The organism is Streptomyces chartreusis (assembly GCF_008704715.1).
In the GTDB taxonomy this organism is placed as follows: domain Bacteria; phylum Actinomycetota; class Actinomycetes; order Streptomycetales; family Streptomycetaceae; genus Streptomyces; species Streptomyces chartreusis.
On record NZ_CP023689.1, the window covers coordinates 2127664 to 2154464 of the forward strand.

The 26801-nt window shown below is 71.8% G+C and carries 26 protein-coding genes; 6 read left to right on the top strand and 20 right to left on the bottom strand.

What is annotated here, in order from left to right; genetic code table 11:
* Positions 1-127: 127 nt before the first annotated feature.
* From hypE to CP983_RS08980, 17 genes are all read right to left on the bottom strand, one after another.
* The gene (gene hypE / locus CP983_RS08905) at positions 128-1183 is read right to left on the bottom strand and encodes a hydrogenase expression/formation protein HypE (protein WP_150499201.1); all 1056 of its coding nucleotides are present in this window, start codon (positions 1181-1183) and stop codon (positions 128-130) included.
* Complete coding sequence (gene hypD, locus CP983_RS08910; protein ID WP_126902219.1) at positions 1176-2303, bottom strand: hydrogenase formation protein HypD; 1128 nt, start codon at positions 2301-2303, stop codon at positions 1176-1178. Before hypD ends, hypE begins: the two co-directional genes overlap by 8 nt.
* Positions 2300-2605, bottom strand: coding sequence for a HypC/HybG/HupF family hydrogenase formation chaperone (locus CP983_RS08915; protein ID WP_125527939.1), 306 nt, complete (start codon positions 2603-2605; stop codon positions 2300-2302). Before CP983_RS08915 ends, hypD begins: the two co-directional genes overlap by 4 nt.
* 71 nt (positions 2606-2676) lie before the next feature.
* The gene (hypF, locus tag CP983_RS08920) at positions 2677-5049 is read right to left on the bottom strand and encodes a carbamoyltransferase HypF (RefSeq protein WP_150499202.1); all 2373 of its coding nucleotides are present in this window, start codon (positions 5047-5049) and stop codon (positions 2677-2679) included.
* A complete protein-coding gene (gene hypB, locus CP983_RS08925) occupies positions 5046-5828 on the bottom strand; it encodes a hydrogenase nickel incorporation protein HypB (protein ID WP_150499203.1) in 783 nt (260 codons plus the stop codon). The genes hypF and hypB overlap by 4 nt, the downstream gene beginning before the upstream one ends.
* 3 nt (positions 5829-5831) lie before the next feature.
* Positions 5832-6230, bottom strand: coding sequence for a hydrogenase maturation nickel metallochaperone HypA (gene hypA / locus CP983_RS08930; protein ID WP_107907868.1), 399 nt, complete (start codon positions 6228-6230; stop codon positions 5832-5834).
* A 139-nt stretch (positions 6231-6369) separates the two neighbouring features.
* Positions 6370-6483: a DUF6893 family small protein gene (locus CP983_RS45185; protein ID WP_373309792.1), complete on the bottom strand. Its 114-nt coding sequence runs from the start codon at positions 6481-6483 to the stop codon at positions 6370-6372.
* Entirely contained in the window at positions 6480-7016 is a 537-nt protein-coding gene (locus tag CP983_RS08935; protein ID WP_150499204.1) for a hydrogenase maturation protease, read from the bottom strand. The genes CP983_RS45185 and CP983_RS08935 overlap by 4 nt, the downstream gene beginning before the upstream one ends.
* Positions 7013-8428: a hypothetical protein gene (locus CP983_RS08940; protein WP_150499205.1), complete on the bottom strand. Its 1416-nt coding sequence runs from the start codon at positions 8426-8428 to the stop codon at positions 7013-7015. Before CP983_RS08940 ends, CP983_RS08935 begins: the two co-directional genes overlap by 4 nt.
* Positions 8425-9108: a DUF6084 family protein gene (locus CP983_RS08945; RefSeq protein ID WP_125527945.1), complete on the bottom strand. Its 684-nt coding sequence runs from the start codon at positions 9106-9108 to the stop codon at positions 8425-8427. Before CP983_RS08945 ends, CP983_RS08940 begins: the two co-directional genes overlap by 4 nt.
* Positions 9105-9734 (bottom strand): DUF5947 family protein, encoded by a 630-nt coding sequence (locus CP983_RS08950; protein WP_150499206.1) that lies wholly within the window; start codon positions 9732-9734, stop codon positions 9105-9107. The genes CP983_RS08945 and CP983_RS08950 overlap by 4 nt, the downstream gene beginning before the upstream one ends.
* The gene (locus tag CP983_RS08955; protein WP_150499207.1) at positions 9731-10246 is read right to left on the bottom strand and encodes a hypothetical protein; all 516 of its coding nucleotides are present in this window, start codon (positions 10244-10246) and stop codon (positions 9731-9733) included. The genes CP983_RS08950 and CP983_RS08955 overlap by 4 nt, the downstream gene beginning before the upstream one ends.
* Positions 10243-12027, bottom strand: a complete 1785-nt coding sequence (locus CP983_RS08960) for a nickel-dependent hydrogenase large subunit (protein ID WP_107907862.1) — start codon at positions 12025-12027, stop codon at positions 10243-10245. Before CP983_RS08960 ends, CP983_RS08955 begins: the two co-directional genes overlap by 4 nt.
* An 89-nt stretch (positions 12028-12116) precedes the next feature.
* Positions 12117-13205: an NADH-quinone oxidoreductase subunit B family protein gene (locus CP983_RS08965; RefSeq protein WP_107907861.1), complete on the bottom strand. Its 1089-nt coding sequence runs from the start codon at positions 13203-13205 to the stop codon at positions 12117-12119.
* Positions 13206-13342: 137 nt separating this feature from the next.
* The gene (locus tag CP983_RS08970; RefSeq protein ID WP_150499208.1) at positions 13343-15049 is read right to left on the bottom strand and encodes an enoyl-CoA hydratase-related protein; all 1707 of its coding nucleotides are present in this window, start codon (positions 15047-15049) and stop codon (positions 13343-13345) included.
* A gap of 154 nt (positions 15050-15203) precedes the next feature.
* The gene (locus CP983_RS08975; RefSeq protein ID WP_107907859.1) at positions 15204-15452 is read right to left on the bottom strand and encodes a hypothetical protein; all 249 of its coding nucleotides are present in this window, start codon (positions 15450-15452) and stop codon (positions 15204-15206) included.
* Entirely contained in the window at positions 15439-15684 is a 246-nt protein-coding gene (locus tag CP983_RS08980) for a DUF6400 family protein (RefSeq protein ID WP_125528959.1), read from the bottom strand. The genes CP983_RS08975 and CP983_RS08980 overlap by 14 nt, the downstream gene beginning before the upstream one ends.
* A gap of 219 nt (positions 15685-15903) precedes the next feature.
* On the opposite strand from CP983_RS08980, the gene CP983_RS08985 reads away from it, so the two are divergent.
* From CP983_RS08985 to CP983_RS09000, 4 genes are all read left to right on the top strand, one after another.
* Positions 15904-16725, top strand: a complete 822-nt coding sequence (locus tag CP983_RS08985; protein ID WP_150499209.1) for a TIM barrel protein — start codon at positions 15904-15906, stop codon at positions 16723-16725.
* A 25-nt stretch (positions 16726-16750) separates the two neighbouring features.
* Positions 16751-17644, top strand: coding sequence for a 2-hydroxy-3-oxopropionate reductase (locus CP983_RS08990; RefSeq protein WP_150499210.1), 894 nt, complete (start codon positions 16751-16753; stop codon positions 17642-17644).
* Between the two features lie 197 nt (positions 17645-17841).
* Positions 17842-19314, top strand: a complete 1473-nt coding sequence (locus tag CP983_RS08995) for a catalase (RefSeq protein WP_150499211.1) — start codon at positions 17842-17844, stop codon at positions 19312-19314.
* 389 nt (positions 19315-19703) lie between these two features.
* Complete coding sequence (locus tag CP983_RS09000; RefSeq protein ID WP_125528963.1) at positions 19704-19943, top strand: hypothetical protein; 240 nt, start codon at positions 19704-19706, stop codon at positions 19941-19943.
* Between the two features lie 197 nt (positions 19944-20140).
* Here CP983_RS09000 and gcl read toward each other — a convergent pair whose 3' ends face one another.
* Positions 20141-21925 (bottom strand): glyoxylate carboligase, encoded by a 1785-nt coding sequence (gene gcl / locus CP983_RS09005; RefSeq protein WP_150499212.1) that lies wholly within the window; start codon positions 21923-21925, stop codon positions 20141-20143.
* A gap of 252 nt (positions 21926-22177) precedes the next feature.
* Between gcl and CP983_RS09010 the strand changes: the two genes are divergently transcribed.
* Complete coding sequence (locus CP983_RS09010) at positions 22178-22867, top strand: hypothetical protein (RefSeq protein WP_150499213.1); 690 nt, start codon at positions 22178-22180, stop codon at positions 22865-22867.
* Between the two features lie 55 nt (positions 22868-22922).
* Positions 22923-23426 (top strand): GNAT family N-acetyltransferase, encoded by a 504-nt coding sequence (locus CP983_RS09015; RefSeq protein ID WP_150499214.1) that lies wholly within the window; start codon positions 22923-22925, stop codon positions 23424-23426.
* On the opposite strand, the gene CP983_RS09020 is transcribed toward CP983_RS09015, so the two are convergent.
* Both CP983_RS09020 and CP983_RS09025 read right to left on the bottom strand, forming a co-directional pair.
* The gene (locus CP983_RS09020) at positions 23423-25006 is read right to left on the bottom strand and encodes an AMP-binding protein (RefSeq protein ID WP_150499215.1); all 1584 of its coding nucleotides are present in this window, start codon (positions 25004-25006) and stop codon (positions 23423-23425) included. The two genes, CP983_RS09015 and CP983_RS09020, sit on opposite strands and share 4 nt — an antisense overlap.
* A complete protein-coding gene (locus CP983_RS09025; protein ID WP_150499216.1) occupies positions 25003-26673 on the bottom strand; it encodes an AMP-binding protein in 1671 nt (556 codons plus the stop codon). Before CP983_RS09025 ends, CP983_RS09020 begins: the two co-directional genes overlap by 4 nt.
* Positions 26674-26801: the final 128 nt, after the last annotated feature.

Sequence of the window (26801 nt, forward strand, 5' to 3'; positions counted from 1 at the left end):
CGCGACCTGCCTTGACAGGCCGGAATGAGCGACGGCATGCTTCCGCCCAGCGAAATCAAACTTTCGCTGGGCGGAATCACATCGCTGGAGTCATCGCTGCCGGGAGTCTCCGCACCCGGAGTCCGGTTCAGCAGATCCTCGGCAGCTGCTCCCCCAGCGGCAGGTCGACCACGCGTGTGCCGCCCAGCCCGGTGCGGGCCACGACCATGCCGGGGTGGGCCTCGACTGCCTCGCCGATGATCGCGGAGTCCGCGCCCAGGGGGTGGGCCCGCATCGCGTCCAGTACGGCGTCGGCGTGCTCGCGCGGCACGAAGGCCACCAGCTTGCCCTCGTTGGCGATGTACATCGGGTCCAGCCCGAGGATCGCGCAGGCGTTGGCCACGGCGGGCGGGACGGGGACGTCCCGTTCCCGGACGACCACGCCCGCGCCGGAGGCCGCCGCGATCTCGTTGAGGGAGGCCGCGAGACCGCCCCGGGTGGGGTCGCGCAGCACGTGCAGATCCGGGGTGACGGCGAGCATGGTGTCGACGAGACCGCCGAGCGCCGCACAGTCGCTCTCGATCTCCACGCCGAACTCCAGGCCCTCCCGGACGCTCATCACCGCCACCCCGTGGACGCCGATCGCACCGCTGACGATCACGACGTCGCCGGGGACGACCCGCTGCGGTCGCAGATCGACGCCCGCCGGGACGACACCGATGCCGGCGGTGTTGACGTAGATCCCGTCGCCGTGCCCGGACTCCACCACCTTGGTGTCACCGGTCGCCACCTCCACGCCCGCGGTGCGCGCGGCGGCGCCCAGCGCCTCGGCGACCCGGGTGACCGTCTCCAGCTCGACGCCCTCCTCGAGGATGAACCCGCAGGAGAGGTAGGCGGCCCGGGCCCCGCTCATGGCGAGGTCGTTGACCGTGCCGTTGACCGCCAGGTCACCGATGCTGCCACCGGGGAAGAACAGCGGGCGTACGACATAGGAGTCCGTGGAGAAGGCCAGCCGGGCCCCGCCGAGGGAGAGGACGGCGGCGTCGCCCATCTGCGCGAGCACCTCGCCGCCGAAGGCCGGGGCGAAGATCTGCTGGACGAGTTCGGCAGAGAGGGCTCCGCCGCCGCCGTGGCCCATGACGACGCGAGGCCGGTCGCGCAGCGGGGCCGGGCAGGTCCACGAGGTCAGATCGAGGTCAGACAACGGGGCTCGCCTCCCGGGCCGTGGCGGCGGGCACGTCCAGCCGCCGGTACAGGTAGTACGCCGCGCAGGCGCCCTCGCTGGAGACCATCGTGGCGCCCAGCGGGGTACGGGGCGTGCACAGGGTGCCGAAGGCGGCGCACTCGTGCGGCTTGAGCAGGCCCTGGAGGACCTCGCCGCTGCGGCACTCGGCCGGCTCCTCGGTCCGGATCCCCTCGACCGAGAAGCGGTGCTCTGCGTCGTGGTCGCGGTACTTCGGCGACAGCCGCCAGCCGCTGTCGGGGATCACGCCGATGCCCCGCCAGGCGCGGTCGGTGACCTCGAAGACGTCCTCCAGCATGGCGCGCGCGGCCGGGTTGCCCTCGGGCCGCACGGCGCGCGCGTAGGCGTTGTCGACGGTGTGCTCGCCGCGCTCCAGCTGCGCCACGGTGCGGCGTACGCCTTCGAGGATGTCCAGCGGCTCGAAGCCGGTCACCACGATCGGCACCCGGAAGCGCTCCGCCAGCTCCGGGTACTCCCCCATGCCCATCACGCTGCACACGTGGCCGGCCGCGAGGAAGCCCTGCACCCGGCAGCTCGGCGACGACATGATCGCCTCGATGGCGGGCGGGACGCGGACGTGGGACACCAGCATGCTGAAGTTCTTGACGCCGTGCCGACGGGCCTGATGGACCGTCATGGCGTTCGGGGGCGCGGTCGTCTCGAAGCCGATGCCGAAGAACACGACCTCGCGGTCCGGGTTCTGCTGCGCGATCCGCAGGGCGTCGAGCGGCGAGTACACGACGCGTACGTCGCCGCCCTCGCCGCGCACCTGGAACAGGTCACGGCCGGTGCCGGGCACCCGCAGCATGTCGCCGAAGGAGCAGAAGATCACGTCGGGGCGGGAGGCGATCTCCAGCGCCTTGTCGATGACCTCCAGCGGGGTCACACAGACCGGGCAGCCCGGCCCGTGGATCAACTCGACCTCGTCGGGCAGGAGCTGGTCGAGACCGTGCCGGATGATGCTGTGGGTCTGCCCGCCGCACACCTCCATCAGCGCCCACGGCCGGGTCACCGTGGCCCGGATCTCGTCGAGCAGCCGACGGGCCAGCGCCGGGTCCTGGAACTCGTCGATGTACTTCACTGGTTGCCCACCTCTTCCACCGGTGCCACGCCCGCCTCCGCCGCCGCCATCTCCCAGGCGTCGCCGAACTCCTCCTGGAGCATGCCGAGTTCGGCGAACAGCTCCAGCGTCTGTTTCGCCGACTCCTCGTCCAGCCGCTGGAGGGCGAAGCCGACGTGGACGATGGCGTACTCGCCGACCTGGAGGTCCGGCAGATACTCCAGGCACACCTCCTTGACCACGCCGCCGAAGTCGACGGTGGCCATCCGGGTGCCGTCGCGTTCCTCGATCTCCAGCACTCTGCCGGGTACCGCCAGGCACATGGGCCTCTCCTCGCTGTGGTTCGCGGGTCGCTTGGTCGTCGCTTCGTGGTCGCTTCGTGGGTCGTGGGTGCTCAGTCGTCGGGCGTCGTGCGGGCCGCCACCATCAGCTGGCCGAGCGCCAGGCCGCCGTCGCCCGGTGGCACCAGGCGGTGCCGCAGCACCGTGAAGCCGTCCTCGCGCAGGGCGGCCGCGCAGGCCGAGGACAGCAGCGTGTTGGCGAACACGCCGCCCGTCAGGGCCACCGTGTCCAAGCCGTGCCGCTCCCGCGCCCGACGGCACAGGGCGTGCACCAGCCCCGCCACACCGCGGTGGAAGCGGGCGGCGACCGTCGCCGCGGTGCGGCCTTCCCGCAGGTCGCGGACGATCGCCGCGATGACTGGCGCGGAGTCGGCCCGGACCGGCTCGCCGTCGCCGAGCGCGAAGGCGTACGCGGTGGTGTCGTCGGCGGGCGCCTCCAGCGCGGCGGCCTCCAGCTCGACCGCGGCCTGTGCCTCGTGGCCGGCGCGGTGGCAGACACCGGCGAGCGAGGACACGGCGTCGAAGAGCCGCCCCATGCTGGAGGTCGGCACACAGTTCAGGTCGCGCTCCAACTGCCGCTGGAGAAGGCGCAGTTCGTCGGGCGGGCAGGCGGCCGTGCAGGGCAGGTCGCCGGACCATTCGAGGCCGGCCGCGCGCAGCTGGGCCAGTGCCATCCGGTACGGCCTGCGCACCGCCGTGTCGCCGCCGGGCAGGGGGACGTACGCCAGGTGTCCGAAGCGGGTGAAGCCGGCGTAGTCCGCGAGCAGGAACTCCCCGCCCCAGACCGCGCCGTCGTCGCCGTGGCCGGTGCCGTCGAAGGCGACGCCGATCACGGGCCGGGTGCCGTCCAGCCCGTGCTCGGCCATCGCTGCGGCGATGTGGGCGTGGTGGTGCTGGACGCGTACGACGGTCCGGCCCGCCGCGTTCCGGTCGGCCCAGCGGGCGGAGCGGTAGCCGGGATGCCGGTCGCAGGCCAGGCTCAGCGGCCGTACGCCGGTGATGGACTCCAGCTGCTCGACGGCGCGTTCGAAGGCGCCTTGTGTCGCGAGGTCGTCCATGTCGCCGATGTGGGCGGAGAGCCAGGCCTGCCGTCCCTCGCCGAGGCAGAAGGCGTTCTTGAGGTCTCCGCCGGTGGCGAGGGCCGGGCGGACCGGCAGCGGGAGGGTGAGCGGCAGCGGGGCGTAGCCGCGGGAGCGCCGGAGCACGAGCGGTTCGGCGTCGCAGACGCGGACCACGGAGTCGTCGCACGGCACATGGATCGGCCGGTCGTGCGTGAGCCAGCCGTCGGCCAGGTGCGCGAGCCGCTCCAGGGCCTCGTCGTCGTCGGTGACGATCGGCTCGCCCGAGACGTTGCCGCTGGTCATGACGAGCAACCGGGGGCCGTCGGGGTCGCCTGGCAGGCCGAGCAGGAGGTGGTGCACCGGCGTGTACGGCAGCATCACGCCGAGGTCGGGGCTGCCGGGCGCGACGGCCTCGGCGGGGCGCGGCGCCCCCTGCGCGTACGCCGGGTCCGGGCGGCGGCGCAGCAGGACGACCGGCCTGGCGGGGCCTTCGAGCAGCCGCCGCTCCTCGGGCCCCAGCCGGACGAGGTGCTCCACGTCGCTCGCGGCCCTCGCCATCACGGCGAAGGGCTTGTCGCCGCGTGCCTTGCGGCGGCGGAGCAGGGAGACGGCACCGGCGTTCGTCGCGTCGCAGGCGAGGTGATAACCGCCGAGCCCCTTCACGGCGAGGATCGCACCACGGGCAAGCATGACGCGGGCTGCGGCGACCGGGTCGGCCCCGGAGGTTCGCTCTGCCCGTCCTGCGTCCCCCGGCACGATCAGCCGCAGTCGGGGCCCGCAGGACGGGCAGGCCACCGGTTGTGCGTGGAAGCGTCGGTCGGTCGGGGCGGCGTATTCGCGGGCGCAGGCGGGGCACATCGGGAAGGCGGCCATCGTGGTGTTCGCGCGGTCGTACGGGACGCCCGTGACGATCGTGAAGCGCGGGCCGCAGTGGGTGCAGTTGACGAAGGGGTGGCGGTGGCGCCGGTCGGCCGGGTCCGCCAGTTCGGCGAGGCAGTCGGCGCAGGTGGCGGTGTCCGGGGAGACCAGCGTGCGGACCGGACCGCCGCTGCGGGAGGCGAGGATGGTGAACGCCTCACCCCCGGCTGCGGGCAGCTCCTGGTGGTCGACGGACTCCACCCGGGCCAGCGGCGGCGCCTGCACCGCGAGCCGGTCGCAGAAGCGGGCCACGGCCGCGACAGTGCCCTCCACCTCGGCGACCACGCCCTCCGGCGTGTTCGTCACATGCCCGACCAGGGCGAGTTCGGTGGCGAGGCCGTAGACGTACGGCCTGAAGCCCACGCCCTGCACCACGCCCCGGACGAGCACGCGCCGCCGGTGCGGCGGGTCCTGGGCGACGGCGGCCGGCCGCGGCGGGGCGCTCACGAGTGCGTCGGGGACACGGCCGCGGTGTCCGCCACGTGCGTGTGGGAGTGGGCGTGAGAGTGGGAATGGGCGTGGGCGTGGTCCCCTTCGGGGTGGCGGGCCATGACCGGTGCGTGCAGCTGCGCGCCCTCGGCCGCGGCGAGCGCCCGGTCGAGCAGTGTGCCGACGCCACGGTCCCGGCGGGCCGAGGTCAGGACCACCTCCACGCCCGGGTTGACCCGCTGCACGTTCGCCCGGAACGCGTCCTCGTCGAACTCCACCGCCTCGGCGATGTCGGTCTTGGTGACCACGACGAGATGGGCGAGGCCGAAGGCGGTTGGGTACTTGAGCGGCTTGTCCTCGCCCTCGGTCACGGAGGCGAGGACGACCCTCAGGGTCTCCCCCAGGTCGTAGGAGGCGGGGCAGACCAGGTTGCCGACGTTCTCCACGAACAGCAGCCGGGTGCCGTCGGGCAGCCATCCGTCGAGGTGCCCGGCGAGCATCGCCGCCTCCAGATGGCACAGCCCGTCGGTGAGCACCTGCTTGACCGGGACGCCGGAACGCGCGAGCCGTTCGGCGTCGTTCTCGGTGGCGAGGTCGGCGGTGAGCGCGGCGACGGCGACGGACCGCTCCCGGGCCAGCAGCAGTTCGCGTTCCAGCAGCGCGGTCTTGCCGCTGCCGGGGCTGGACAGCAGGTTGACGACCGTGGTGCCCCGGGACTCCAGGTGCATGCGCAGCAGGTGCGCGCTCGCGTCGTTCTTCGCGAGCACGGCCTGTTGCAGGTCGACGACACGGCACATGGTTCAGCACTCCTCGGGGATCGGTTCGCGGGCGTCCGCGCGCGGCGGATCGCCGTCCTCCCAGTGCACCTCGGCGATCTGGAGCTCCCGGCCCGAGAGCAGCTCGACCTCGGCGCCACCGCACTCGGGGCAGGTCAGCCGGGGCGGCATGCCGACGGCCCACTCGTGCGCGCAGGGCGTGCAGCGTGCCCGGCCGGGCACCGGCTCGGTGACGAGTTCGGCGCCTTCCAGCAGGGTCCCGGCGCAGGCGAGTTCGAAGCAGAAGGCGAGGGAGTCGGGTACGACGCCCGCCAGTTCGCCCACACGCAGCCGCACCGAGCGCACCGCGGTGACGTCCCGGGTCTGTGCTGCGGCCGTTTCCACCTGGTCGATCACGGCCAGCGCGACGGACATCTCGTGCATGGGTCCTCGTCCTTAAGGGGCCGGCCTTCATTAGAGGCGAGCCCCCCAGGCGCGAGGGCCAGGCACGCCGTGGCCGGGGCGCCGGGTACGCCGTTCGACGCAAGGCGGCGCACCCGGCACTCGCCCGGCGGGCACGGGTTCACATCCGGCGGATCCGCAGGTAGCGCCGGAGGTCGGGCAGGACCTGGGTGGCGACGGCGGCCGCGGCGGCCAGTGCGGCGCCTGCGGCCCCGGCGGCGAGGATCTTCTTCATCCCGTCTCTCCTCCTGTGGAAGCTTCGGCGGCCGTGGTCCGTACGGGGACCGGCATCCCGCCTTCCAGCAACTCTTCGATCAGGCGCACGGCCCGGGGTACGGCGTCGGACACCTGCGCGCTGAGCCCCATGCCCTCCTCGATCGCGGCCGGTTCGCAGCCGACGACCAGGACGCGCCGCGGTGGCTGTCCGCCGGTGCCGGCGCAGAGCGTGTCCAGCAGCGCGAGCACGGTGTCCGGCGTCATGCGGTGGCCGTCGATCGCGGGGACGGCGTCGCCGGCGCCCGGGGGACCGTCGTGCTCGATGACGTACAGCGTGCCCGGGGCCTCGCCGCGTGCCGTGGCATCGACGAGGACGAGGGTGTCGTAGCCGTCCAGGAGCTGGTAGGCGAGGTGCACCCCGCGCACTCCGATGTCCACGACCTCGACATGGGACGGCAGTTCCCGTTCGGTGAGCCGGCGTGCGGTCTCCACGCCGAAGCCGTCGTCGCCGAGGAAGATGTTGCCGATGCCGGCCACGAGGGTGCGCTTCATCGGGGATCCTCCGGCAGCACGACCTCGTCCGGCTGGAAGTACAGGTAGCGGCCCTGTTCGCGGCGGATGTCGGCGCCGGGGTCGCCGTCGACCGTGACCGCGAGGTGCACCGCGCCGTCGACGTCGTGCAGCACCGCCTCGACGGTGGCGGTGCGGCCCTGGAGGAACAGGTCCTGGGCGTCGGTGTGCCGCAGTCCTGGGCGCAGTTCGACGCGGCTGCCCCTGGCGACGGGTCGGCCGTCGACCATGACCCGGTCCTGCCCGGGGTCGAAGCCCGCGTCGCTCGCCGGGTCCCACCAGGGGGTGTCGGGGCGGGTCACGCCGAACTCGTCGGGGAAGCCGTCGGGCTCGCCGGTGATCTCGCGCAGGCCGCGGACCGCGCCGTGCAGGCGTTCCAGCACCTCGGCCGGCATGGAGTCGGCGAGGTCGATGACGGCGGCGGCCCGTGCGTCGGTGCCGCGGGCCTCGCGTTTCTCCGCGTCGGTGAGGGCGGCGGTACGCAGGGCGAGGATCTCGTCGATCTCGGTGGCGTCGTAGAGGGCACCCAGGCTCTCGGGGGCGATGGCCGGGTGGTCCTCCAGGATGATCGGCGAGGACAGCACGAGGTCCGCGCGGCCGGGTTCACCGGCGAGCACGGGCCAGGTGTGCAGATTGCGGCAGGCGGCGACCGCGCCCTTGGCCCACTCGGGCGGGTCGGTCATCGACAGGAACGAGCCGTTGCTCAGGGCCATGAGGAGGTGCGTGGCCACGAGGGAGTGCGGCAGCGCCGCGTCCCGGTCTGCGGCACGGCCCTCCGGCGGCGTCCAGGGGGTGGTGTTCTCGACGACGGCGGTGAGCCGCAACACCCGGTAGGGGCCGTCGAGTTCGCTCGCGGAGAGCCGCACCACGCCGGTGACCTCGGCGCTGCGCCGGACCAGTCGGCCGACGGTCCGGCCAGTCGCGTCCAGGACCGGCTCGGTGTCCTCGACGGCGGGCTTGCGGAAGGGGAACTCAACGCCGTCGCCGGTCAGTTGCGCGACCGGTGCGACCAACTCGACGCGTTCCTCGGCCCCTTCGTCCCAGGGCACCAGCACCCGGTCGTCGAGGTGGAGCTCGGGTACGGTCTCGAAGCCGCCGTCGGGCAGGGCGCGTTGCACGGTGCGGCGGCGGGCGTGCAGGAAGCGGACCTCGACCGCGAGGCTCGCCTCCGCTCTCGGCTCCATCAGGCACTCGGTGTGCTGGAAGTCGTGCTCCTCGCACTCGGCGCCCCAGGCGGGCGGCACCAGGACGCCGAACTGCCAGCGCAGCCGGTTCTTGGCCGCCGAGGCACGGTACGGGTAGAGCACGTAGCCCTCGAAGAGCACGGCGTCGGCCACCTGCCGGGCGAGGGCGAGGCGCTCCTCGGTCTCGGGGGCGAACGCGGGGGCGGTCACGGCCGGGTCCTTCCGGTGCTGCCGGTGAGGGTGCGCAGCGGGTCGCTCGCCGCTGGGGCGGCGTCGGCGAGGAGCGCCTTGAGCGTCGCCTCCCAGGAGGGCAGCGCGTGCCGGGAGCGGTAGGCGAGGAGGGCGTCCATGGTGTCATCGGGCAGCCGGATCCAGCCGCAGCCGGGGAAGTGCTGCTCGATCATCTCCCGCCAGGTGGTGACCGGCATCCTGAAGGACGCCTCGCGGTCCCACGGGACGGGCTCCACGCGGAAGCCGCCGGTGCCGGTGAACGCCGTGCCGGAGAACAGCATCAGCAGCGGGACCTCGCCGTCGGTGAGGGCGTCCAGGTAGCGGGTCGCGGCGATGTCCATGTCGTAGGTGCACGGGACGACGAGGTCGGTCTCGGTCTCGCCCGTGAACGCGGAGACCATCACCGGGACCTGCGCGAACTGCACGGGCTGAAGGGTGCTGCCCCAGCGGGCGCGCTCCCCGAACAGATCGGTGAGCCCGTCGGCCTCGGCGGGCGCGTACCCGCGGCGCGCGGGCTCGATCCGGATCTGGCAGCGCAGGGCGATGGCGTGCACGGGGACATCGCCGGAGGCGGTGACCCGCAGCCGGAAGACCAGGGTGGGACCGGCGGCGTAGCGATCGGCGCGGACCCCGGTGCAGGTGAAGGAGAACTCGGTCACGTGCGCTCCGCCTCGTCCAGGGGCCGGACGCGACTTCGGACGTCGTCGAAGAAGGCGTCCAGCGCCGCCCGTGCCTCCGCGCCGCCGTCGAAGCCCTGCCACAACAGCCGCATCCGGCCGACGAGTTCGTAGCAGACGTCGATCGGGACGAGGTGGCACTCGAAGGTGTCGCCGTCGCGGCGCAGCAGGAGAGCCTCCACGTCGGGTGCGAGGAGGGCTGCGAGCCGGCTGCCGCCGAGGACCTCGTCGAAGGCGGCCGGTTCGAGTTCGCTCTCGGTGGCGCCGGCCGGGCTGGGATAGAGGGCGACCAGCCGGTCGAGGGCTGCGTTGCGGAAGAAGAAGACGACGCCGACCGGGATCCGCAGCGCCTCCCACGCCCGCTCGTCGAGGCGGTGCCCGGGGTCGGTGAGGTAGCGGGCCGGGACCGCGCGGAAGCGGCCCGCGGCGGCGCCCGGTTGCTGCATGAGCAGCGCGCAGGCACCGCAGGCGCAGACGAGGGCGCGTTGTTCGGTGTCGACCAGGTGGCGGTGGTCCTCGGGCACCACGACCCCGCACAGCTCGCATCGCTCGGGCTGCGGCGGACGCTCGGCCAGGAACCGCCGCAGGCCGACGGTGGCCGCGGTCACCGGGTCTTCGTCCCGATCTGCAACAGGGCGGGCGCCGCCTCCAGCTCGACGGCCCTGACCTCGGGAGCGAAGCAGGCGAGCGCCGCCTCGGCGGCCTCCTGGGCGCCGGTGCCGGAGCCACAGCCGCAGCCGCCGCTCGCGGCCGCCCGCAGCCGAAGGGTGCCCGTCTGCTCGTCGAAGCCCGCCACGTCCAGGTCGTGCCCGCGCACGCTGTCCAGGGCGCGGCCGATGCGGGTGTCGCGGTCCTCGGGGTGCAGGTCGTGCAGGACCAGCAGGCTCGCGACGAGTTCGTCGCCGAGGAGCCGCGGCAGCGGATCGCCGGGTGCGGCCGACAGCAGGTGCAGGACGCGGGCCAGTCCGGAGCCGTAGAAGTCCATGAGGCACCGGACGAGTTCCTCGGCCGCGGCGGCGCCGGCCGGCTCGCCGCTCGCGCTCAGCCGGTCGAGGATCTCCTCGATACGGCGGCCGGTCTCCTCCGCGCTCACCGGCCGCGCCGTCGTCGTCGCGCTCATCCGCCCAGCCCGCTCAGGCCGGTGGGGACGTGCATGCTCTTCACCGTCTTGCCGCCGCCGACGTACATGTGGACGCCGCAGGGCAGACAGGGGTCGAAGCTGCGGACGGCGCGCATGATGTCGATGCCCTTGAAGTTCTCCGGGGTGTTCTCCTCGAAGATCGGGGTGTTCTGCACGGCGTCCTCGTACGGGCCCGGGGTGCCGTAACTGTCGCGGACGCTGGCGTTCCACGGAGTGGGCGGGTACGGGTGGTAGTTGGCGATCTTGCCGTCGCGGATCACCATGTGGTGGGAGAGGACACCGCGCACGGCCTCGGTGAAGCCGCAGCCGATGGCCTGGTCCGGGACCTCGAACTTCTCCCAGGTCTGGGTGCGTCCGGCGCGGACCTCCTCGAGGCCCTTCTCGGCGCAGTGCAGGGCGACGGCGGCGGCGTACGCCTGGAAGTAGGTGCGCGCGCGGTTGCGCTCCAGGGCGTTGGACCACTGCGGGATCTTCCACTCGAAGGTGGTCTCCGGCTTGGTCATCGTGCGCGGCAGGTTGATGACCACGCTGTGGCCGGTGGCCTTGACGTACCCGATGTCGACGAGCCCGGACAGGGCGGTGGACCACAGGCGGGCGATGGGGCCGCCGCCGGTGTCGAGGGCGAGGTGGTCCTTGCCGTCGAACCAGCGCGGGGACATCACCCAGCTGTACTTGTCGTCGAAGTCGCGCTTCTGCGGGGCGGGGATGGTGTGCTGGTTCCACGGGTGGCGCGGGTCGACCGGGTTGCCGAGCGGGTCGTGGGTGACGAACTGCTCCTGGCCCTGCCAGTCCTCGTAGTAGGAGCTGCCGAGCAGGATCCGGATGCCGAGGTTGATCTCGGTGAGGTCGTTGGTGACCAGCTTGCCGTCGACGACGACACCGGGCGTGACGAACATCCGCCGGCCCCAGTCCGTCATGTTGGCGTAGGTGAAGTCGCAGTACTCGGGATCGTTGAGCGCGCCCCAGCAGCCGAGCATGACGCGGCGGCGGCCGACCTCCTCATAGCCGGGGAGGGCCTCGTAGAAGAAGTCGAACAGGTCGTCGTGCAGGGGCACGACCCGCTTCATGAACTCCACGTACCGCATGAGGCGGCTCATGTAGTCGGTGAAGAGCTGTACGGAGGCGACCGTGCCGACGCCGCCCGGGTAGAGCGTGGAGGGGTGCACATGGCGCCCCTCCATCAGGCAGAACATCTCCCGCGTGTAGCGGCTGACTTGAAGCGCCTCGCGGTAGAACTCGCCCTCCAGCGGGTTCAGCGAGCGCATGATGTCGGCGATGGTGCGGTAGCCGTGCTCGGCCGCGTGCGGGGCCTCCGTGCGCTCGGCGAGTTCGAGGACGCCGGGGTTGGTCTCGCGGACCATCTTCTCGCAGTAGTCGACCCCGACCAGGTTCTCCTGGAAGATGTTGTGGTCGAACATGTACTCCGCGGACTCGCCGAGGTTGATGATCCACTCACCGAGGTGCGGGGGCTTCACGCCGTACGCCATGTTCTGCGCGTACACCGAGCAGGTGGCGTGGTTGTCGCCGCAGATGCCGCAGATGCGGCTGGTGATGAAGTGGGCGTCGCGGGGGTCCTTGCCGCGCATGAAGACGCTGTAGCCGCGGAAGACGGACGAGGTGCTGTAGCACTCGGCGACCCGCTTCTGCTTGAAGTCGATCTTCGTGTGGATGCCCAGGCTGCCCACGATCCGGGTGATGGGATCCCAGGACATCTCCACCAGGCCGCTGCCGTCGCCGGCCGCCTTCGTCTTCGCTGCCATCGTCGTTTGCCGTGCCCTTCGTTGCGCGGGAGGTTCGGGTTGTGTGTCGGGGGTGCACGAAGCAGGGGCGGATCAGGGGTGGCGGGGTGTCACCAGGGGGGCCGGTAGCCGGTGGTGATCTTCTCGCCGGTACGGCGCCACTTGGGCTCCTTGTCCACCGTCTTGCCGGTGACCTGCCGCAGCTTGCGGACCACTGCGCCGTAGACGGAACTGCCCGAGACGGACAGCTTGGCGCCGGGGGGTTCGTCCATGAACGGCATGAACTTGTCGGGGAATCCGGGCATGGTGCAGGCGATGCAGATGCCGCCGACGTTCGGGCAGCCGCCGATGCCGTTCATCCAGCCGCGCTTGGGCACGTTGCACTTCACCACCGGGCCCCAGCAGCCGATCTTGACCAGGCACTTCGGTGAGTCGTACGACTCCGCGAACTCGCCCTGCTCGTAGTAGCCGGCCCGGTCGCAGCCCTCGTGCACGGTGGCCCCGAACAGCCAGGTCGGACGCAGCTTGTCGTCCAGCGGGATCATCGGGGCGGCGCCGGTCGCCTGGTAGAGCAGGTAGGTCAGCGTCTCGGCGAAGTTGTCGGGCTGGATCGGGCAGCCGGGGACACACACGATCGGGATGCCGGCCTGGGACTTCCAGTCCCAGCCGAGGTAGTCCGGGACACCCATGGCGCCGGTCGGGTTGCCGGCCATCGCGTGGATGCCGCCGTACGTGGCACAGGTGCCGATGGCGACCACGGCCAGGGCCTTCGGGGCGAGCCGGTCGATCCACTCGCTGGTGGTGATCGGCTGGCCGGTCTCGGGGTCGTCGCCGAAGCCGCACCAGTAGCCCTCGGGCTTGATCGCCTCGTTGGGGATGGACCCCTCGACGACCAGCACGAACGGGTCGATCTCGCCGCGCTCGCCCTTGAAGAACCACTCGATGAAGGTGTCGGCGCCGCCGACCGGGCCGCACTCGAAGTCGATGAGCGGCCAGTGCACCTGGATCTTCGGCAGCCCCGGCAGCACGCCGAGGACGATCTCCTCGATGCTCGGCTGCATGGCCGCCGTCAGCGCGACCGAGTCGCCGTCGCAGCTCAGGCCCGCGTTGATCCACAGGACATGGATCGTGGGTGTCTCGTCGGCGGGCGCGCCTGTGGTGTCCGCAGCGCCGACCGTCTCCGACGTCGCCTCAGTCATGGGACCGCCTCCAAGGGAGGTAAGGGATGAAGGCCCGCATTTCGGGTCATCGGATTCTTGGTATCAGCGGTTCGGCCGGGGTGAAACACACCGTGGGCCATTCGTGTGACGCGGACGGCACTGGTGGCGGGGCCGCATCACGCAACCGGGGGCGGGGCGAGGTGCGGCGGGGTGCACGGGGGCCGGCGCTTGTGGACGAACGCGCGGCGCAGGGCGTGGTACGGGGCGTCGGGGTCGTCGAAGGTCCGGCGCATGAGGGCCAGCTCCCGTTCGCGGAAGCCGGCGAGCGGCGTCGTGGCCTCGCGCCGGTCCAGCTCGGCCTTCTTGGCGGCGATCCGGGAGGCCGTGGCCGGCAGTGCCGCGAGGCGTGCGGCCAGGGTGCCGGTCTCCCGGGCGAAGTCGCCGGGGCCGCAGTCGATCACCCGGTCGGCGAGTCCGAGGCGCAGGGCGCTCGCCGCGCTCACGGGCAGCGCCTCCCGCATGAGCCGTTCGGCCGGGGCCGGCCCCACCCTGCGGGGCAGGGTGTACGTCCAGTACTCGGAGCCGTACAGGCCCATCAGGCGGTAGTGCGGGTTCAGGACGGTGCCGTGGCGGCACCACACCTCGTCGGCCGCCAGGGCGAGCATCGCCCCGCCCGCGGCGGCGTTGCCCGCGACGGCGGCGACCACGAGCCGGTCAGTGGTGGTCAGGACCGCCTCCACGAGGTCGTCGATGGCGTTGATGTTCGCCCAGGACTCGGCGGCGGGGTCGGCGGCGGCCTCGATGACGCCCAGGTGGATCCCGTTGGAGAAGAAGTCCCGCTCGCCGCCCAGTACGAGGACCGAGGTGGGGCGGGTGCACGCCTCGCGGTAGGCGTGCAGGAGGCGCCGGCACTGCTCGGTGCTCATGGCGCCGCCCGGGAAGGCGAACGTCAGGAAGCCGGCTCCGCCGTCCTCCCGGTAGCGGATGTCCGTCCAGGTGCCCTCGCGCGCGTCGGGCAGGACGGGTGACGCGTGCTCCGGCAAGGGTGGCAGCCGGTCGCCCAGGGCCCGCACGGCGGGGAGCTTGAAGGTGGGCGGCATGCCGGGCAGGCGGCGGGGCCGCAGTTCCGGGATCCATACGGCACCGTCAGCGGTGGCCCGGCAGATGGCTCCGGCGCGGGTGGCGAGGAGTTCGCCGGGGCGGCCGCGCAGGGTGCTCTCGGGGTGGCCGCCGTGCAGGTACCACTCGCCGCCGAGCAGCAGGTCCAGCACACCGGGCTGTGAGTCGGCCGCCCGCAGCTTGCGTACGACGGTCTCGGTGGTGTCGGCGGCCCAGTCGATCCGCCGGACGCTCTGGTCGAGGTACGGCCGGACCCGCACGGGCGCGCCCGCCAGTCCCGCCTCGTCCTGCGCGGCCGGGACGTGGGTGCCGCCGGCGAAGCGTTCCACGGCGAGGAGTACGGCGGTGAGCGCGGCGTCGGCGACCTCGCCCCGGTACAGGTCGCTCTTGGCCACCGGAGGGACCCGGCACGGCACCGAGGCCCACACGTCGCCCGCGTCCATCTCGGCGGCGGCCTGAAGGACCGTGACGCCCCAGCGTTCGGCGCCCTCGTGGATCGCCCAGTCCACGGAGGACGGCCCGCGGTCGCCGAGGGGCCCGGGGTGGACGATCAGGCAGGTGTGGGCCGACCACACCTCCTCGGGGACGGCCGTCCTCAGCATCGGCGCCACGACGAGCTGCGGGGCGTGGCGCCGTACCGCTTCGGTGAGGGAGCGGTCCGGCAGGGCGAGTTCCACCGCCACCTTGTGGCCGCGGTCGCGCAGCTCGGCGTGGACGCGCTGGGTGAGGCTGTTGAACGCGCTGGCGACGAGCAGGATCTGCACGGCTGCCTCCGGGCGGACGACCGGCGGCCGGGGGTGGCCGCCGACCGCGATCCTCGGTCACGCCGGCGCGTGGTCCGCGGTGACAGACGGTGGGGTCATCCGAATGACAGACGGTGGCATCGTCCGAACGCGCGGGGCGGGTCGCCGGCCGGTGTCACCAGGCGCGGGTCATGCGCTGCCAGAGGGAGCGCGTCGCGCCGAAGCCGGTCTCGTGGGTCCAGACGTGGGTGCACGACCGGCACTGGAGGTGCAGCAGGCTGCCGGTGCTGGAGAGCAGGTAGCGCCAGTGCCGCGAGCAGGTGCGCTGCTGCTCGCAGTCCCCGCAGCCGCGGCGGTCGTCGCAGTTCGGGCAGGCCACCCAGGCGCGACGGCCGATGTCCGCCTGCGGGTCACGGGGCAGCATGCCCGCCTCCTCGCGGCGGGAGCACGCCGGCCGCGACCAGCTCGTCGTAGACACGCTGCTGGTCCGCGTCGAGGCCGGAGTACAGCAGCTCGTTCGCCTCTTCCTCACCGCGCAGGGCGGCGACGGGGTCCCAGTCGGGGCCGAGGGCGTCCAGTACGTGGGCCCGCCGGAGCATCTCGTGCGCGCTCAGGTCGACGGAGAACTCGACGGGTGCGGGGCCGTGGGAGGACATGCGACCGAACGTAGGTAAGCCTTCCCCGCCCGGGCAAGGGCGGGTGGGGGAAGTCACAGCAGGTCAGAGCTCGCCGTGCACCCCCGCTCACTGCCCGACGTCGGCGTTTTTGCCCCGCGCTCCTCTTGACAAGGGATGGCCGCGAACGGCAATCTTCCATTAAGCAGAAACAAACTTCCGCAATACGGAATCTTGACACGGAAGGGAGCGCCGACCCCCATGGGATTCGCAGAGCAGCGCTTCAACGTCAACCTGTCGATCCTCTTCACGGAACTCCCGCTCCTGGAGCGCCCCGCGGCCGCCGCCGCGGCGGGCTTCACCGCGGTCGAGCTGTGGTGGCCCTGGGTCGACTCCCCCACCCCCGAGCGCGCCGAGCTCGACGCCCTGAAGAAGGCGATCGAGGACGCGGGCGTCCAGCTCACCGGCCTGAACTTCTACGCCGGCCAACTGCCCGGCCCGGACCGCGGCGCGCTGTCGGTCCCGGGCGAGGAGTCGGAGAAGTTCCGCGCCAACATCGACGTGGCGGCCGGCTTCGCGGCCTCGCTCGGCTGCACGGCGCTCAACGCCCTGTACGGCAACCGCGTCGAGGGGGTGGACCCGGCCGAGCAGGACGCGCTCGCGCTGGAGAACCTCGTTCTCGCGGCCCAGGCCGCCGACCGGATCGGCGCGATCCTGCTGATCGAGGCCCTGAACCAGCCCGAGTCGCCGCTGTACCCGCTGGTGAGCGCACCGGCCGCGGTGGGCGTCGTCGACCGGGTCAACGAGGCCACCGGCCTGGGCAACGCCCGCTTCCTCATGGACCTCTACCACCTGTCCATGAACGGCGAGGACCTCCCGGCGGTGATCGAGGAGTACGCGGCGAAGACCGGTCACGTGCAGATCGCCGACAACCCGGGCCGCGGCGCTCCGGGCAGCGGCTCGCTCCCCCTCGAAGACCTCCTCGACCAGCTGAAGAAGGCGGGCTACGACGGCTGGGTCGGCCTTGAGTACAAGCCGGGCGACCGCCCGAGCGCCGAGGCCTTCGACTGGCTGCCCCGCTGACCCCGTTACCGAAAGGCACCCCATCATGAGCAACACCCTCCCCAAGATCGCCTGGATAGGCCTCGGCATCATGGGCTCCCCCATGTCCGAGAACCTGATCAAGGCGGGTTACCGGGTCACCGGCTTCACGCTGGAGCAGGACAAGCTGGACCGTCTCGCCGCGGCCGGCGGCAGCGCCGCCTCCTCGATCGCCGAGGCCGTGCGCGACGCCGACGTCGTCATCACGATGGTCCCGGCGTCCCCGCAGGTCGAGGCCATCTGCTACGGCCCCGACGGCATCCTGGCGAACGCGAGGTCCGGCGCCCTGCTGATCGACATGTCCTCGATCACCCCGCAGACCTCGGTCGACCTGGCGAAGGCCGCGAAGGACAAGGGCATCCGCGTGCTGGACGCCCCGGTGTCCGGCGGCGAGGCCGGCGCCGTCGAGGCGGTGCTGTCGATCATGGTCGGTGGCGAGCAGGCCGACTTCGACCAGGCCAAGCCGATCTTCGACGCCCTCGGCAAGACCATCGTGCTGTGCGGTCCGCACGGCTCGGGTCAGACCGTGAAGGCGGCCAACCAGCTGATCGTCGCCGTGAACATCCAGGCGTGCGCCGAGGCCGTGGTCTTCCTGGAGAAGTCCGGCGTGGACCTCCGGGCGGCCCTGGACGTCCTCAATGGCGGCCTTGCGGGCTCGACCGTGCTGACGCGGAAGAAGGACAACTTCCTCAGCCGGGACTTCAAGCCGGGCTTCCGCATCGACCTGCACCACAAGGACATGGGCATCGTCACGGACGCCGCCCGCAACGTCGGTGCCGCCCTGCCGGTCGGCGCCGTGGTCGCCCAGCTGGTCGCCTCCCTGCGCGCCCAGGGCGACGGCGGCCTGGACCACTCGGCCCTGCTGCGCGCCGTGGAGCGCCTGTCCGGCGCCCAGGTCTGAGCCGGGTCCTTCCCCAGACTTCCGGGCCGCGGCGCCGCTGACAACTGTCCTGTCGCGCCCAGGCGGCGCCGCGGCCCGGAATCCACTTCAACAAACCGTTGATTTGATTCAACAAACTGTTGACCCCAGATCACCCCACTTCTAGGCTCCACGAAGCGGAAACAGTTTTCCGCTGACACCCGCACGGAAGGTCCCCGATGTCGAAGCGCGCGCTCACGACTCGGACTCTCACCACGGAGTCCGGCGCCCCGGTCGCAGACAACCAGAACTCAGCCTCCGCCGGCATCGGCGGCCCGCTCCTCCTCCAGGACCAGCACCTCCTGGAGAAGCTCGCCCGCTTCAACCGCGAGCGCATCCCGGAGCGCGTGGTGCATGCCCGCGGCTCCGGCGCGTACGGCCACTTCGAGGTGACCGACGACGTCACCGGCTTCACCCACGCCGACTTCCTGAGCGAGGTGGGCAGGCGCACCGAGGTGTTCCTGCGCTTCTCGACGGTCGCCGACAGCCTCGGCGGCGCGGACGCGGTCCGCGACCCGCGCGGCTTCGCCCTCAAGTTCTACACGGCGGACGGCAATTACGACCTCGTCGGCAACAACACCCCGGTGTTCTTCATCAAGGACCCGATCAAGTTCCCCGACTTCATCCACTCGCAAAAGCGTGACCCGTTCACGGGCAAGCAGGAGCCGGACAACGTCTGGGACTTCTGGGCGCACGCCCCCGAGGCCACGCACCAGGTGACCTGGCTGATGGGCGACCGCGGCATCCCGGCGTCGTACCGCCACATGAACGGCTACGGCTCGCACACCTACCAGTGGACGAACGCCGACGGCGAGGCCTTCTTCGTCAAGTACCACTTCAAGACCAACCAGGGCATCCGCTGCCTCAGCGGCGAGCAGGCCGCCGAACTCGCGGGCAAGGATCCGAACTCCCACCAGACGGATCTGCTCCAGGCGATCGAGCGGGGCGTGCACCCGTCCTGGACGCTGTACGTCCAGCTCATGCCGGCGGCCGAGGCGGCCGACTACCGCTTCAACCCGTTCGACCTGACCAAGGTCTGGCCGCACAAGGACTACCCGCTCCAGCGCGTGGGCCGGCTGGTCCTCGACCGCAACCCGGACAACGTCTTCGCGGAGGTCGAGCAGGCCGCGTTCTCCCCGAACAACTTCGTCCCCGGTATCGGCCCCTCCCCGGACAAGATGCTCCAGGGCCGCCTCTTCGCCTACGCGGACGCCCACCGCTACCGCCTGGGCGTCAACCACACCCAGCTCGCGGTGAACGCCCCGAAGGCGACGACCGCGCAGAACTACGGCCGCGACGGCCTCATGGCGGCCAACTCCCAGGGCCGCGGGGCGAAGAACTACGAGCCGAACTCCTACGACGGCCCGGTGGAGACCGGCCGCCCGCTGTCGGCGCCGCTGACGGTGACCGGCTGGACCGGCACCCACGAGGCCCCGCTGCACACCAAGGACGACGCCTTCTTCCAGGCCGGCGAGCTGTACCGGCTGATGTCCGCCGAGGAGAGGTCCCGTCTGGTCGCGAACATCGCCGGTGGCCTGTCCCAGGTCTCCCGCGACGACGTGATCGAGAAGAACCTGGCCCACTTCCACGCCGCCGACCCCGAGTACGGCAAGCGTGTGGAGGAGGCGGTCCGCGCGCTGCGCGAGGACTGAACCCCCAGGCTGCGTCCGCCTCCTGACGGGAGGTCATGAGTCGGACGCACCGCCCGCGCAGGACGCCGAGCGACCCGGATGAGGGGTGGTCACCGGCGAGCGGCGCGGGCAACGCTAGGACCGCGGCGGCGTGCGAGCCAGTGCGGTGGTGAAGGTCCGGCCTCCTTCTTCGACCAGAGGGAAGGAGCCCCGGTTCCGTCGCTGCCGCCGCGGTCCAAAGCCCCCAGACCCCGTCCGGCGGCGCGAACGTCCTGTCGCGCCCAGCCTCGCACCGTCGGACGGCCACAACCGAAGAAAGCCTCACCGGCCGGAGAGCGCCGGGTACGGACGGTCCCGTACCCGGCGCTCTCCGGCGTGCGCGGGAGCGGCTTCCGCAGGAGGCTGAAGGCATGGCACATCCAACGGAGCATCCGCATGTCGTGGTGCACCCGCCGGCGCTGGACGGCTCCCGGCGGGTCACCGAGGGCGACGAGACGCTGGGCATCGCCACGCACGTGGACGACGTGAGCGAGATCCTGAGGCTCGCCGATCTGTATGTCACGGACATCTCGGAGAGCGACTTCATCGACTGGCAGGGCGGCGGCCCCGACGACTGGCCGGGGCTGTCGGAGCATCACGAGGAGCCGTAGCCGGACTGCGCAAACCTCAAATCAAGCTCTGAATCTTGTTCAAGAGGCTTCAACCACCGCCGTGGAAGGGCACATTGTCCTCAACACGGGGCCCGCCGACACGGGGGCGGCGGGCCCCGACGAGGGAGCACGGAAAAGGGGCGGCCCAGCCTTTCGGCTGGACCGCCCCTTCTGCGCGCGGGCGTCGAGCGGACGCGTCAGACCTTCAGCGTCCTGATCGACGTCGGCGCGTGGCCGGGCTCCGTCGCGATCTCCTCGAACTCCACGACGTTGCTGATGTCGTTGGTCGTGGACATGGAGATGTTGGTGATGCGCTCCAGGATCGCCTCGACGACGACCGGGACCCGGTACTCCTGGGCGAGCTTCTTGGCCTGCTCCAGGGCCGCGCCCAGGTCGGCCGGGTCGGTCACGCGGATCGCCTTGCAGCCGAGGCCCTCGGCGACCTTGACGTGGTCGACGCCGTAGACGCCCAGCTCGGGCGAGTTGATGTTCTCGAACTCCAGGTTGACCTGGAAGTCGATCTCGAACGCCCGCTGCGCCTGCCGGATCAGGCCCAGGTAGGAGTTGTTCACCAGGACATGGACGTACGGGATCCGGTGCTGGGCGCCGACCGCCAGTTCCTCGATCATGAACTGGAAGTCGTAGTCGCCGGACAGGGCGACGACCTGCGCCTCCGGGTCGGCCTTGGCGACGCCCAGCGCGGCCGGGACGGTCCAGCCGAGCGGGCCCGCCTGGCCGCAGTTGATCCAGTGGCGCGGCTTGAAGACGTGCAGCATCTGGGCGCCGGCGATCTGCGAGAGGCCGATCGTGGAGACGTACCGGGTCTCCGGGCCGAAGGCCTTGTTCATCTCCTCGTAGACGCGCTGCGGCTTGATCGGGATGTCGTCGAAGTGCGTACGGCGCTGGAGGGTCGCCTTCCTCTCCTGCGCGGACGCGGCCCACGCGGAGCGGTCGGGCAGCCGGCCGGCCGCCTTCAACTCCCGTGCCACCTCGACGAACAGATCCAGGGCGGCCTTCGCGTCGGACGCGATGCCGTAGTCCGGGGCGAAGATCTTGCCGATCTGGGTGGGCTCGATGTCGACGTGGACGAACTTGCGGCCGGCCGTGTAGACGTCGAGCTTGCCGGTGTGGCGGTTGGCCCAGCGGTTGCCGATGCCGAGGACGAAGTCGGACTCCAGGAAGGTCGCGTTGCCGTAGCGGTGCGAGGTCTGCAGGCCCACCATGCCGGCGTTCAGCTCGTGGTCGTCGGGCAGCAGGCCCCAGCCCATCAGGGTCGGGACGACCGGGGTGCCGGTCAACTCGGCGAACTCGACGAGGAGTTCGGCGGCGTCGGCGTTGATGACACCGCCGCCCGCGACGATCAGCGGGCGCTCGGACGCGTTCAGCATCCCGATCGCCTTCTCGACCTGGGCGCGGGTCGCGGCCGGCTTGTAGACCGGGAGCGGCGCGTAGGTCTCCGGGTCGAACTCGATCTCGGTGAGCTGGACGTCGATCGGCAGGTCGATGAGGACCGGGCCGGGGCGGCCGGAGCGCATCAGGTGGAACGCCTGCTGGAAGACGCCGGGGACCTGCGCGGCCTCCAGGACGGTCACCGCCATCTTCGTGACCGGCGCCGCGATCGAGGCGATGTCGACGGCCTGGAAGTCCTCTTTGTGGATCACGGCGGTCGGGGCCTGGCCCGTGATGCACAGGATCGGGATGGAGTCGCCGATCGCGGAGTACAGGCCGGTGATCATGTCGGTGCCGGCCGGGCCCGAGGTGCCGATGCAGACGCCGATGTTGCCCGCGTGCGTGCGGGTGTAGCCCTCCGCCATGTGCGAGGCGCCCTCCACATGGCGGGCGAGGGTGTGGTTGATGCCGCCGGAGGCCTTGAGCGCCGCGTAGAAGGGGTTGATCGCCGCGCCCGGCACGCCGAACGCGTTGCTGACGCCCTCGCGCTTGAGGATCTCGACTGCCGCTCGGGCAGCGGTCATACGTGCCATTGAGTACTCCTGCTTCGGCTGTCGGATTCGCACTCCCGTCGCGCCCCGCGGTGAGCAATTCCGTGACGATGTCGGTCCCGCTCGTGGACTCCGGAAGTCAATCCCTTCGATTTCCACATTGCGGAAACTCTTTTCTGCTATCTGGAAGCAATGTAGGCGGGCGGGTGAAGACCGTCAAGAGGGGGACAACCGGGCGCCGCCTGGAGGACGATGGGTGCGCTGTCCCGATGCGAGGTCGTCCTGGAGTGGGCCATGTCCGAGAGCGTGTCGGTGCGCTGCCCGGCCTGCCGGCGCGAGCATCTGTACGCGGCACCCGCCTATCCCTGCGAGTGCGGGGCCCCTGTCGTGCCGCCGCTCGACCCGGCCGGCACCGCGACCGCGGTCACCCATCGCGCCTGGGACGACGAGTGGATCAGCGTCCGGTGCACCGCGTGCGGCCGCGAGGGCGAGTGGCCCCGGCCCGAGCTCGGCTGCACCTGCGGCACGCTGCTGCGGGTGCCGGTGGCACGGGCGAGCGCGGAGGACGAGGAGGCGGAACCGCCGAAGGCGCCCACCCCGCGCCGCGCCTTCCAGCCCATCACCATCCGTACCGCGCGGGACGCGGTCACCGCGGCCGCCGTGTATCTGCGCTGGCTCGGCTACCGGGACATCCGCCGCGCCGACCAGCGCCCCACGTCCGGCATCGGCATCGCCGCGCACGGTCTGCTCGCCCAGGTCGACCCGACCGTCCGGCCGGCCTCGCTGCGGGACGTGGAGTGCCTGTGGCTGACCGCCATGACGGAGTCGGCGGCCTGCGTCTACTTCTCTCTCTCCGGCTACGCCCCCGACGCCCGCGCCCGCGCCGACACCCTCGGCGTCCCCCTCTTCGTCCTGGACCTCACCGGCACGCCCCAGCCGGTCAACACCCTCGCCGACGAGCTGGACTCGACGGGCGCCTGCTGACCGGCCCCGGACAATCCGCTCGCCCGGGACCCGGCCCGCGACGGAGACTCGGCGTATGCGCATCCGCCCCGTCACATCCGACGAGCTCCCGGTCCTCCAGGACATCGAACGCGCCGCGGGCGCCCCCTTCCGCGACCTCGGCATGGCCGCCGTCGCCGACGACGAGCCGCCGACGCTGGAGGTCCTGGAGCACTACCGCCGGGCGGGCCGGGCCTGGGCCGCCCACGACGGCGACGGTCCCCCGGTCGCGTACCTGATCTGCGAGCCGGTCGACGGCGCCCTGCACATCGAGCAGGTCTCGGTGCACCCGGACGCAGCCCGCCGGGGCGTGGGCAGGGCCCTCCTCGCGTACGCCGCCGACCGCGCACGCGAGGAGGGCCTCGCCGGCCTCACCCTGACCACCTTCACCGAGGTGCCGTGGAACGCCCCGTACTACGCCCGCCTGGGCTTTCGCACCCTGGAGGAGGCCGAGCTCACCCCGGGGCTGCGCAAGATCCGCGCCCACGAGGCAGAACTCGACCTCGACCGCTGGCCACGGGTGTGCATGCGCCGCGACTAGCCGGTCGCGAAACGCTCGCGCAGTTCCACCTTGCGCACCTTCCCCGACACCGTCATCGGGAAGGCGTCGAGGGTGCTCAGCCGGCTCGGGATCTTGTAGTGGGCGAGCCGGCCCTCGCAGAAGGCCCTCAGCTCCTCCAGGGTCAGCGGGTCGGCGGCGTCGCGCGGGATGACGCACGCCAGGACCTCCTCGCCGTACCGCTCGTGCGGCACCCCGACCACCTGCACGTCCGCGATCTTGGGGTGGGCGTAGAGGAACTCCTCGATCTCGCGCGGGTAGATGTTCTCGCCGCCACGGATGATCATGTCCTTGATGCGGCCGACGATCTCGACGTAGCCGTCCTCCCGCATCGTCGCGAGGTCACCGGTGTGCATCCAGCGCCCGGCGTCGACGGCCTCGGCGGTCTTCTCGGGCTCGTTCCAGTAGCCGAGCATCACGCTGTAGCCGCGGGTGCACAGCTCCCCCGCCGTACCGCGCGGCCGGGTCACGCCCGTCGCGGGGTCGACGACCTTCACCTCGATGTGCGGCAGGACCCGGCCGACCGTGCCGGTGCGGTGCTCCAGGTCGTCGTCCATGCGGGTCTGGAGCGAGACAGGGGACGTCTCGGTCATGCCGTAGCAGATGGAGACCTCCGCCATGTGCATCTCGGCGACCACCCGCTTCATCACCTCCACCGGGCAGGGCGAGCCCGCCATGATCCCGGTGCGCAGCGTGGAGAGGTCGTAGGAGGCGAAGTCGGGGAGGTTGAGCTCCGCGATGAACATGGTCGGGACGCCGTACAGCGAGGTGCAGCGCTCCTGCTGGACCGCCTCCAGCGTGGCTTTCGGGTCGAAGGAGGGCGCCGGGATGACCATGCAGGCGCCGTGGGAGGTGGCGGCGAGATTGCCCATCACCATGCCGAAGCAGTGGTAGAAGGGCACCGGGATGCACACCCGGTCCTGCTCGCTGTAGGCGATCAGCTCCCCCACGAAATAGCCGTTGTTGAGGATGTTGTGGTGGGAGAGGGTGGCCCCCTTGGGGAAGCCCGTCGTCCCCGAGGTGTACTGGATGTTGATGGGGTCGTCGCAGGACAGCTCCTCGAACGCGGCGGGCGTCCCGCGCCCCAGCAGCTCCTGCCAGCTCGGGTCCCCGATGTACACGGTCTCCCGCAGCTGCGGGCACTTGCCGCGCACCTCGTCGACCATCGCCCGGTAGTCGCTCGTCTTGTGGCTCAGGGAGGCGAACAGCAGCGAGATCCCGGCCTGCTTCAGGACGTACTCGACCTCGTGGGTGCGGTAGGCCGGGTTGATGTTCACCATGATCGCGCCGATGCGGGCGGTGGCGTACTGGACCAGCACCCACTCCGGGCAGTTGATCGCCCAGATGCCCACCCGGTCGCCCTTCGCGATCCCGCTCGCGAGCAGCGCGTACGCCAGCTCGTCCACGTCGGCGGAGAACTCGGCGTAGGTCCAGCGCCGCCCGGACGGCACGTCGACCAGCGCCTCCCGGTCCGGCCAGGCCGCGACGGCCCGGTCCAGGTTGGCCCCGATGGTGTCGCCGAGCAGCTGCGTGTCGCCGGTCCCGTGGGTGTAGGAGCTCACCGGAAGTCCTCCTCGCGGTACTCGGCGTCCGAGCCGGCGGCCGTGGCCTCGCGCAGCTCGATGCGGCGGATCTTGCCGGAGACGGTCTTGGGCAGCGGCGCGAACTCCAGGCGGCGCACCCGCTTGTACGGCGCGAGGACCTCCCGGGAGTGCTCGAAGAGCACCTTGGCCGTGTCGGGCCCCGGCTCCCAGCCCTCCGCGAGGACCACGTACGCCTTGGGCACCGCGAGCCGCACCTCGTCCGGTGCGGGCACGACGGCCGCCTCGGCCACCGCCTCGTGCTCCAGCAGCGCGCTCTCCAGCTCGAACGGGGAGATCTTGTAGTCGGACGCCTTGAAGACGTCGTCGGCCCGGCCGACGTAGGTGATGTAGCCGTCGGCGTCCCGGGAGCCGATGTCGCCGGTGCGGTAGTAGCCGCCGGCCATCGCCTCCGCCGTACGGTCGGGGTCGCCGTGGTAGCCGGTCATCACGCCGACGGGCCGCTCGGACAGGTCGAGGGCGATCTCGCCCTCGTCGGCGCCGGGCGCGCCGGAGACCGGGTCGAGGAGTTCGACGCGGAAGCCGGGGCTGGGGCGGCCCATGGAGCCGGTCTTCAGGGGCTGGCCGGGGCTGTTGGAGACCTGCACGGCGGTCTCGGTCTGCCCGAAGCCGTCCCGGATGGTCACCCCCCAGGCCCGCCGGACCTGCTCGATGACCTCGGGGTTCAGGGGCTCGCCCGCCGCCACGACCTCGCGGGGCGGGGTGCGCAGCGCGCCGAGGTCGGCCTGGATGAGCATGCGCCAGACCGTCGGCGGGGCGCAGAAGGTGGTGACGCCCGCCCGGTCCATCTCGGCCATCAGCCGGGCCGCGTCGAAGCGGGGGTAGTTGTGGATGAAGACCGTCGCCTCCGCGTTCCACGGCGCGAACAGGTTGGACCAGGCGTGCTTGGCCCAGCCGGGCGAGGAGATGTTCAGATGCACGTCACCGGGCTTGAGGCCGATCCAGTACATGGTGGCCAGGTGCCCGATGGGGTACGACGTGTGGGTGTGCTCGACCAGCTTGGGGCGGGCGGTCGTGCCGGAGGTGAAGTAGAGCATCAGCGGGTCGTCGGCACCGGTGGGCCCGTCGGGGGTGAACTCGGCCGGCGCGGTGTAGGCGTCCTCGTACGTCTGCCAGCCCTCGCGCGCCCCGCCGACGGCGATCCGCGTGTAGCGGCCGGGCACCTCGTCGAACTTGCCGGTGTCCTCGGACCGCACCAGCACATGCCGGACACGTCCGCGCTCCACCCGGTCGCGCAGGTCGGCCGGGCCGAGCAGCGGCGTGGCCGGGATGACGACGGCGCCCAGCTTCATCGCGGCGAGCGCGGTCTCCCACAGCTCGGCCTGGTTGCCGAGCATGACGAGGACCCGGTCCTCGGGCCGCACGCCGCGGGCCCGCAGCCAGTTCGCGACGCGGGCCGAGCGCTCGGCCATCTCGGCGAAGGACAGCCGGACCTCGGTGCCGTCCTCCTCGACGATGTGCAGCGCGAGGCGGTCGTTCCCGTCCGCGATCACGTCGAACCAGTCCAGCGCCCAGTTGAATCGCCCGGGCCGCGGCCAGGAGAAGCCCTCGTACGCGGTGGCGTAGTCCTCGCGGTGTGCCAGCAGGAAGTCCCGCGCGCTGCGGAACAGCTCCGTCCCCGTCGTCATCTGTCCTCCTAGTTACCGGACCTTGCCGGGCGGCTCTCTGCCATCGTGTAATCCGTGACGTGGGTCTCACTACCCCCGAACGGGGGTGTGCGCTCGGGAAGCAGCGGTGAAAGGGCGAGTACGTGGCA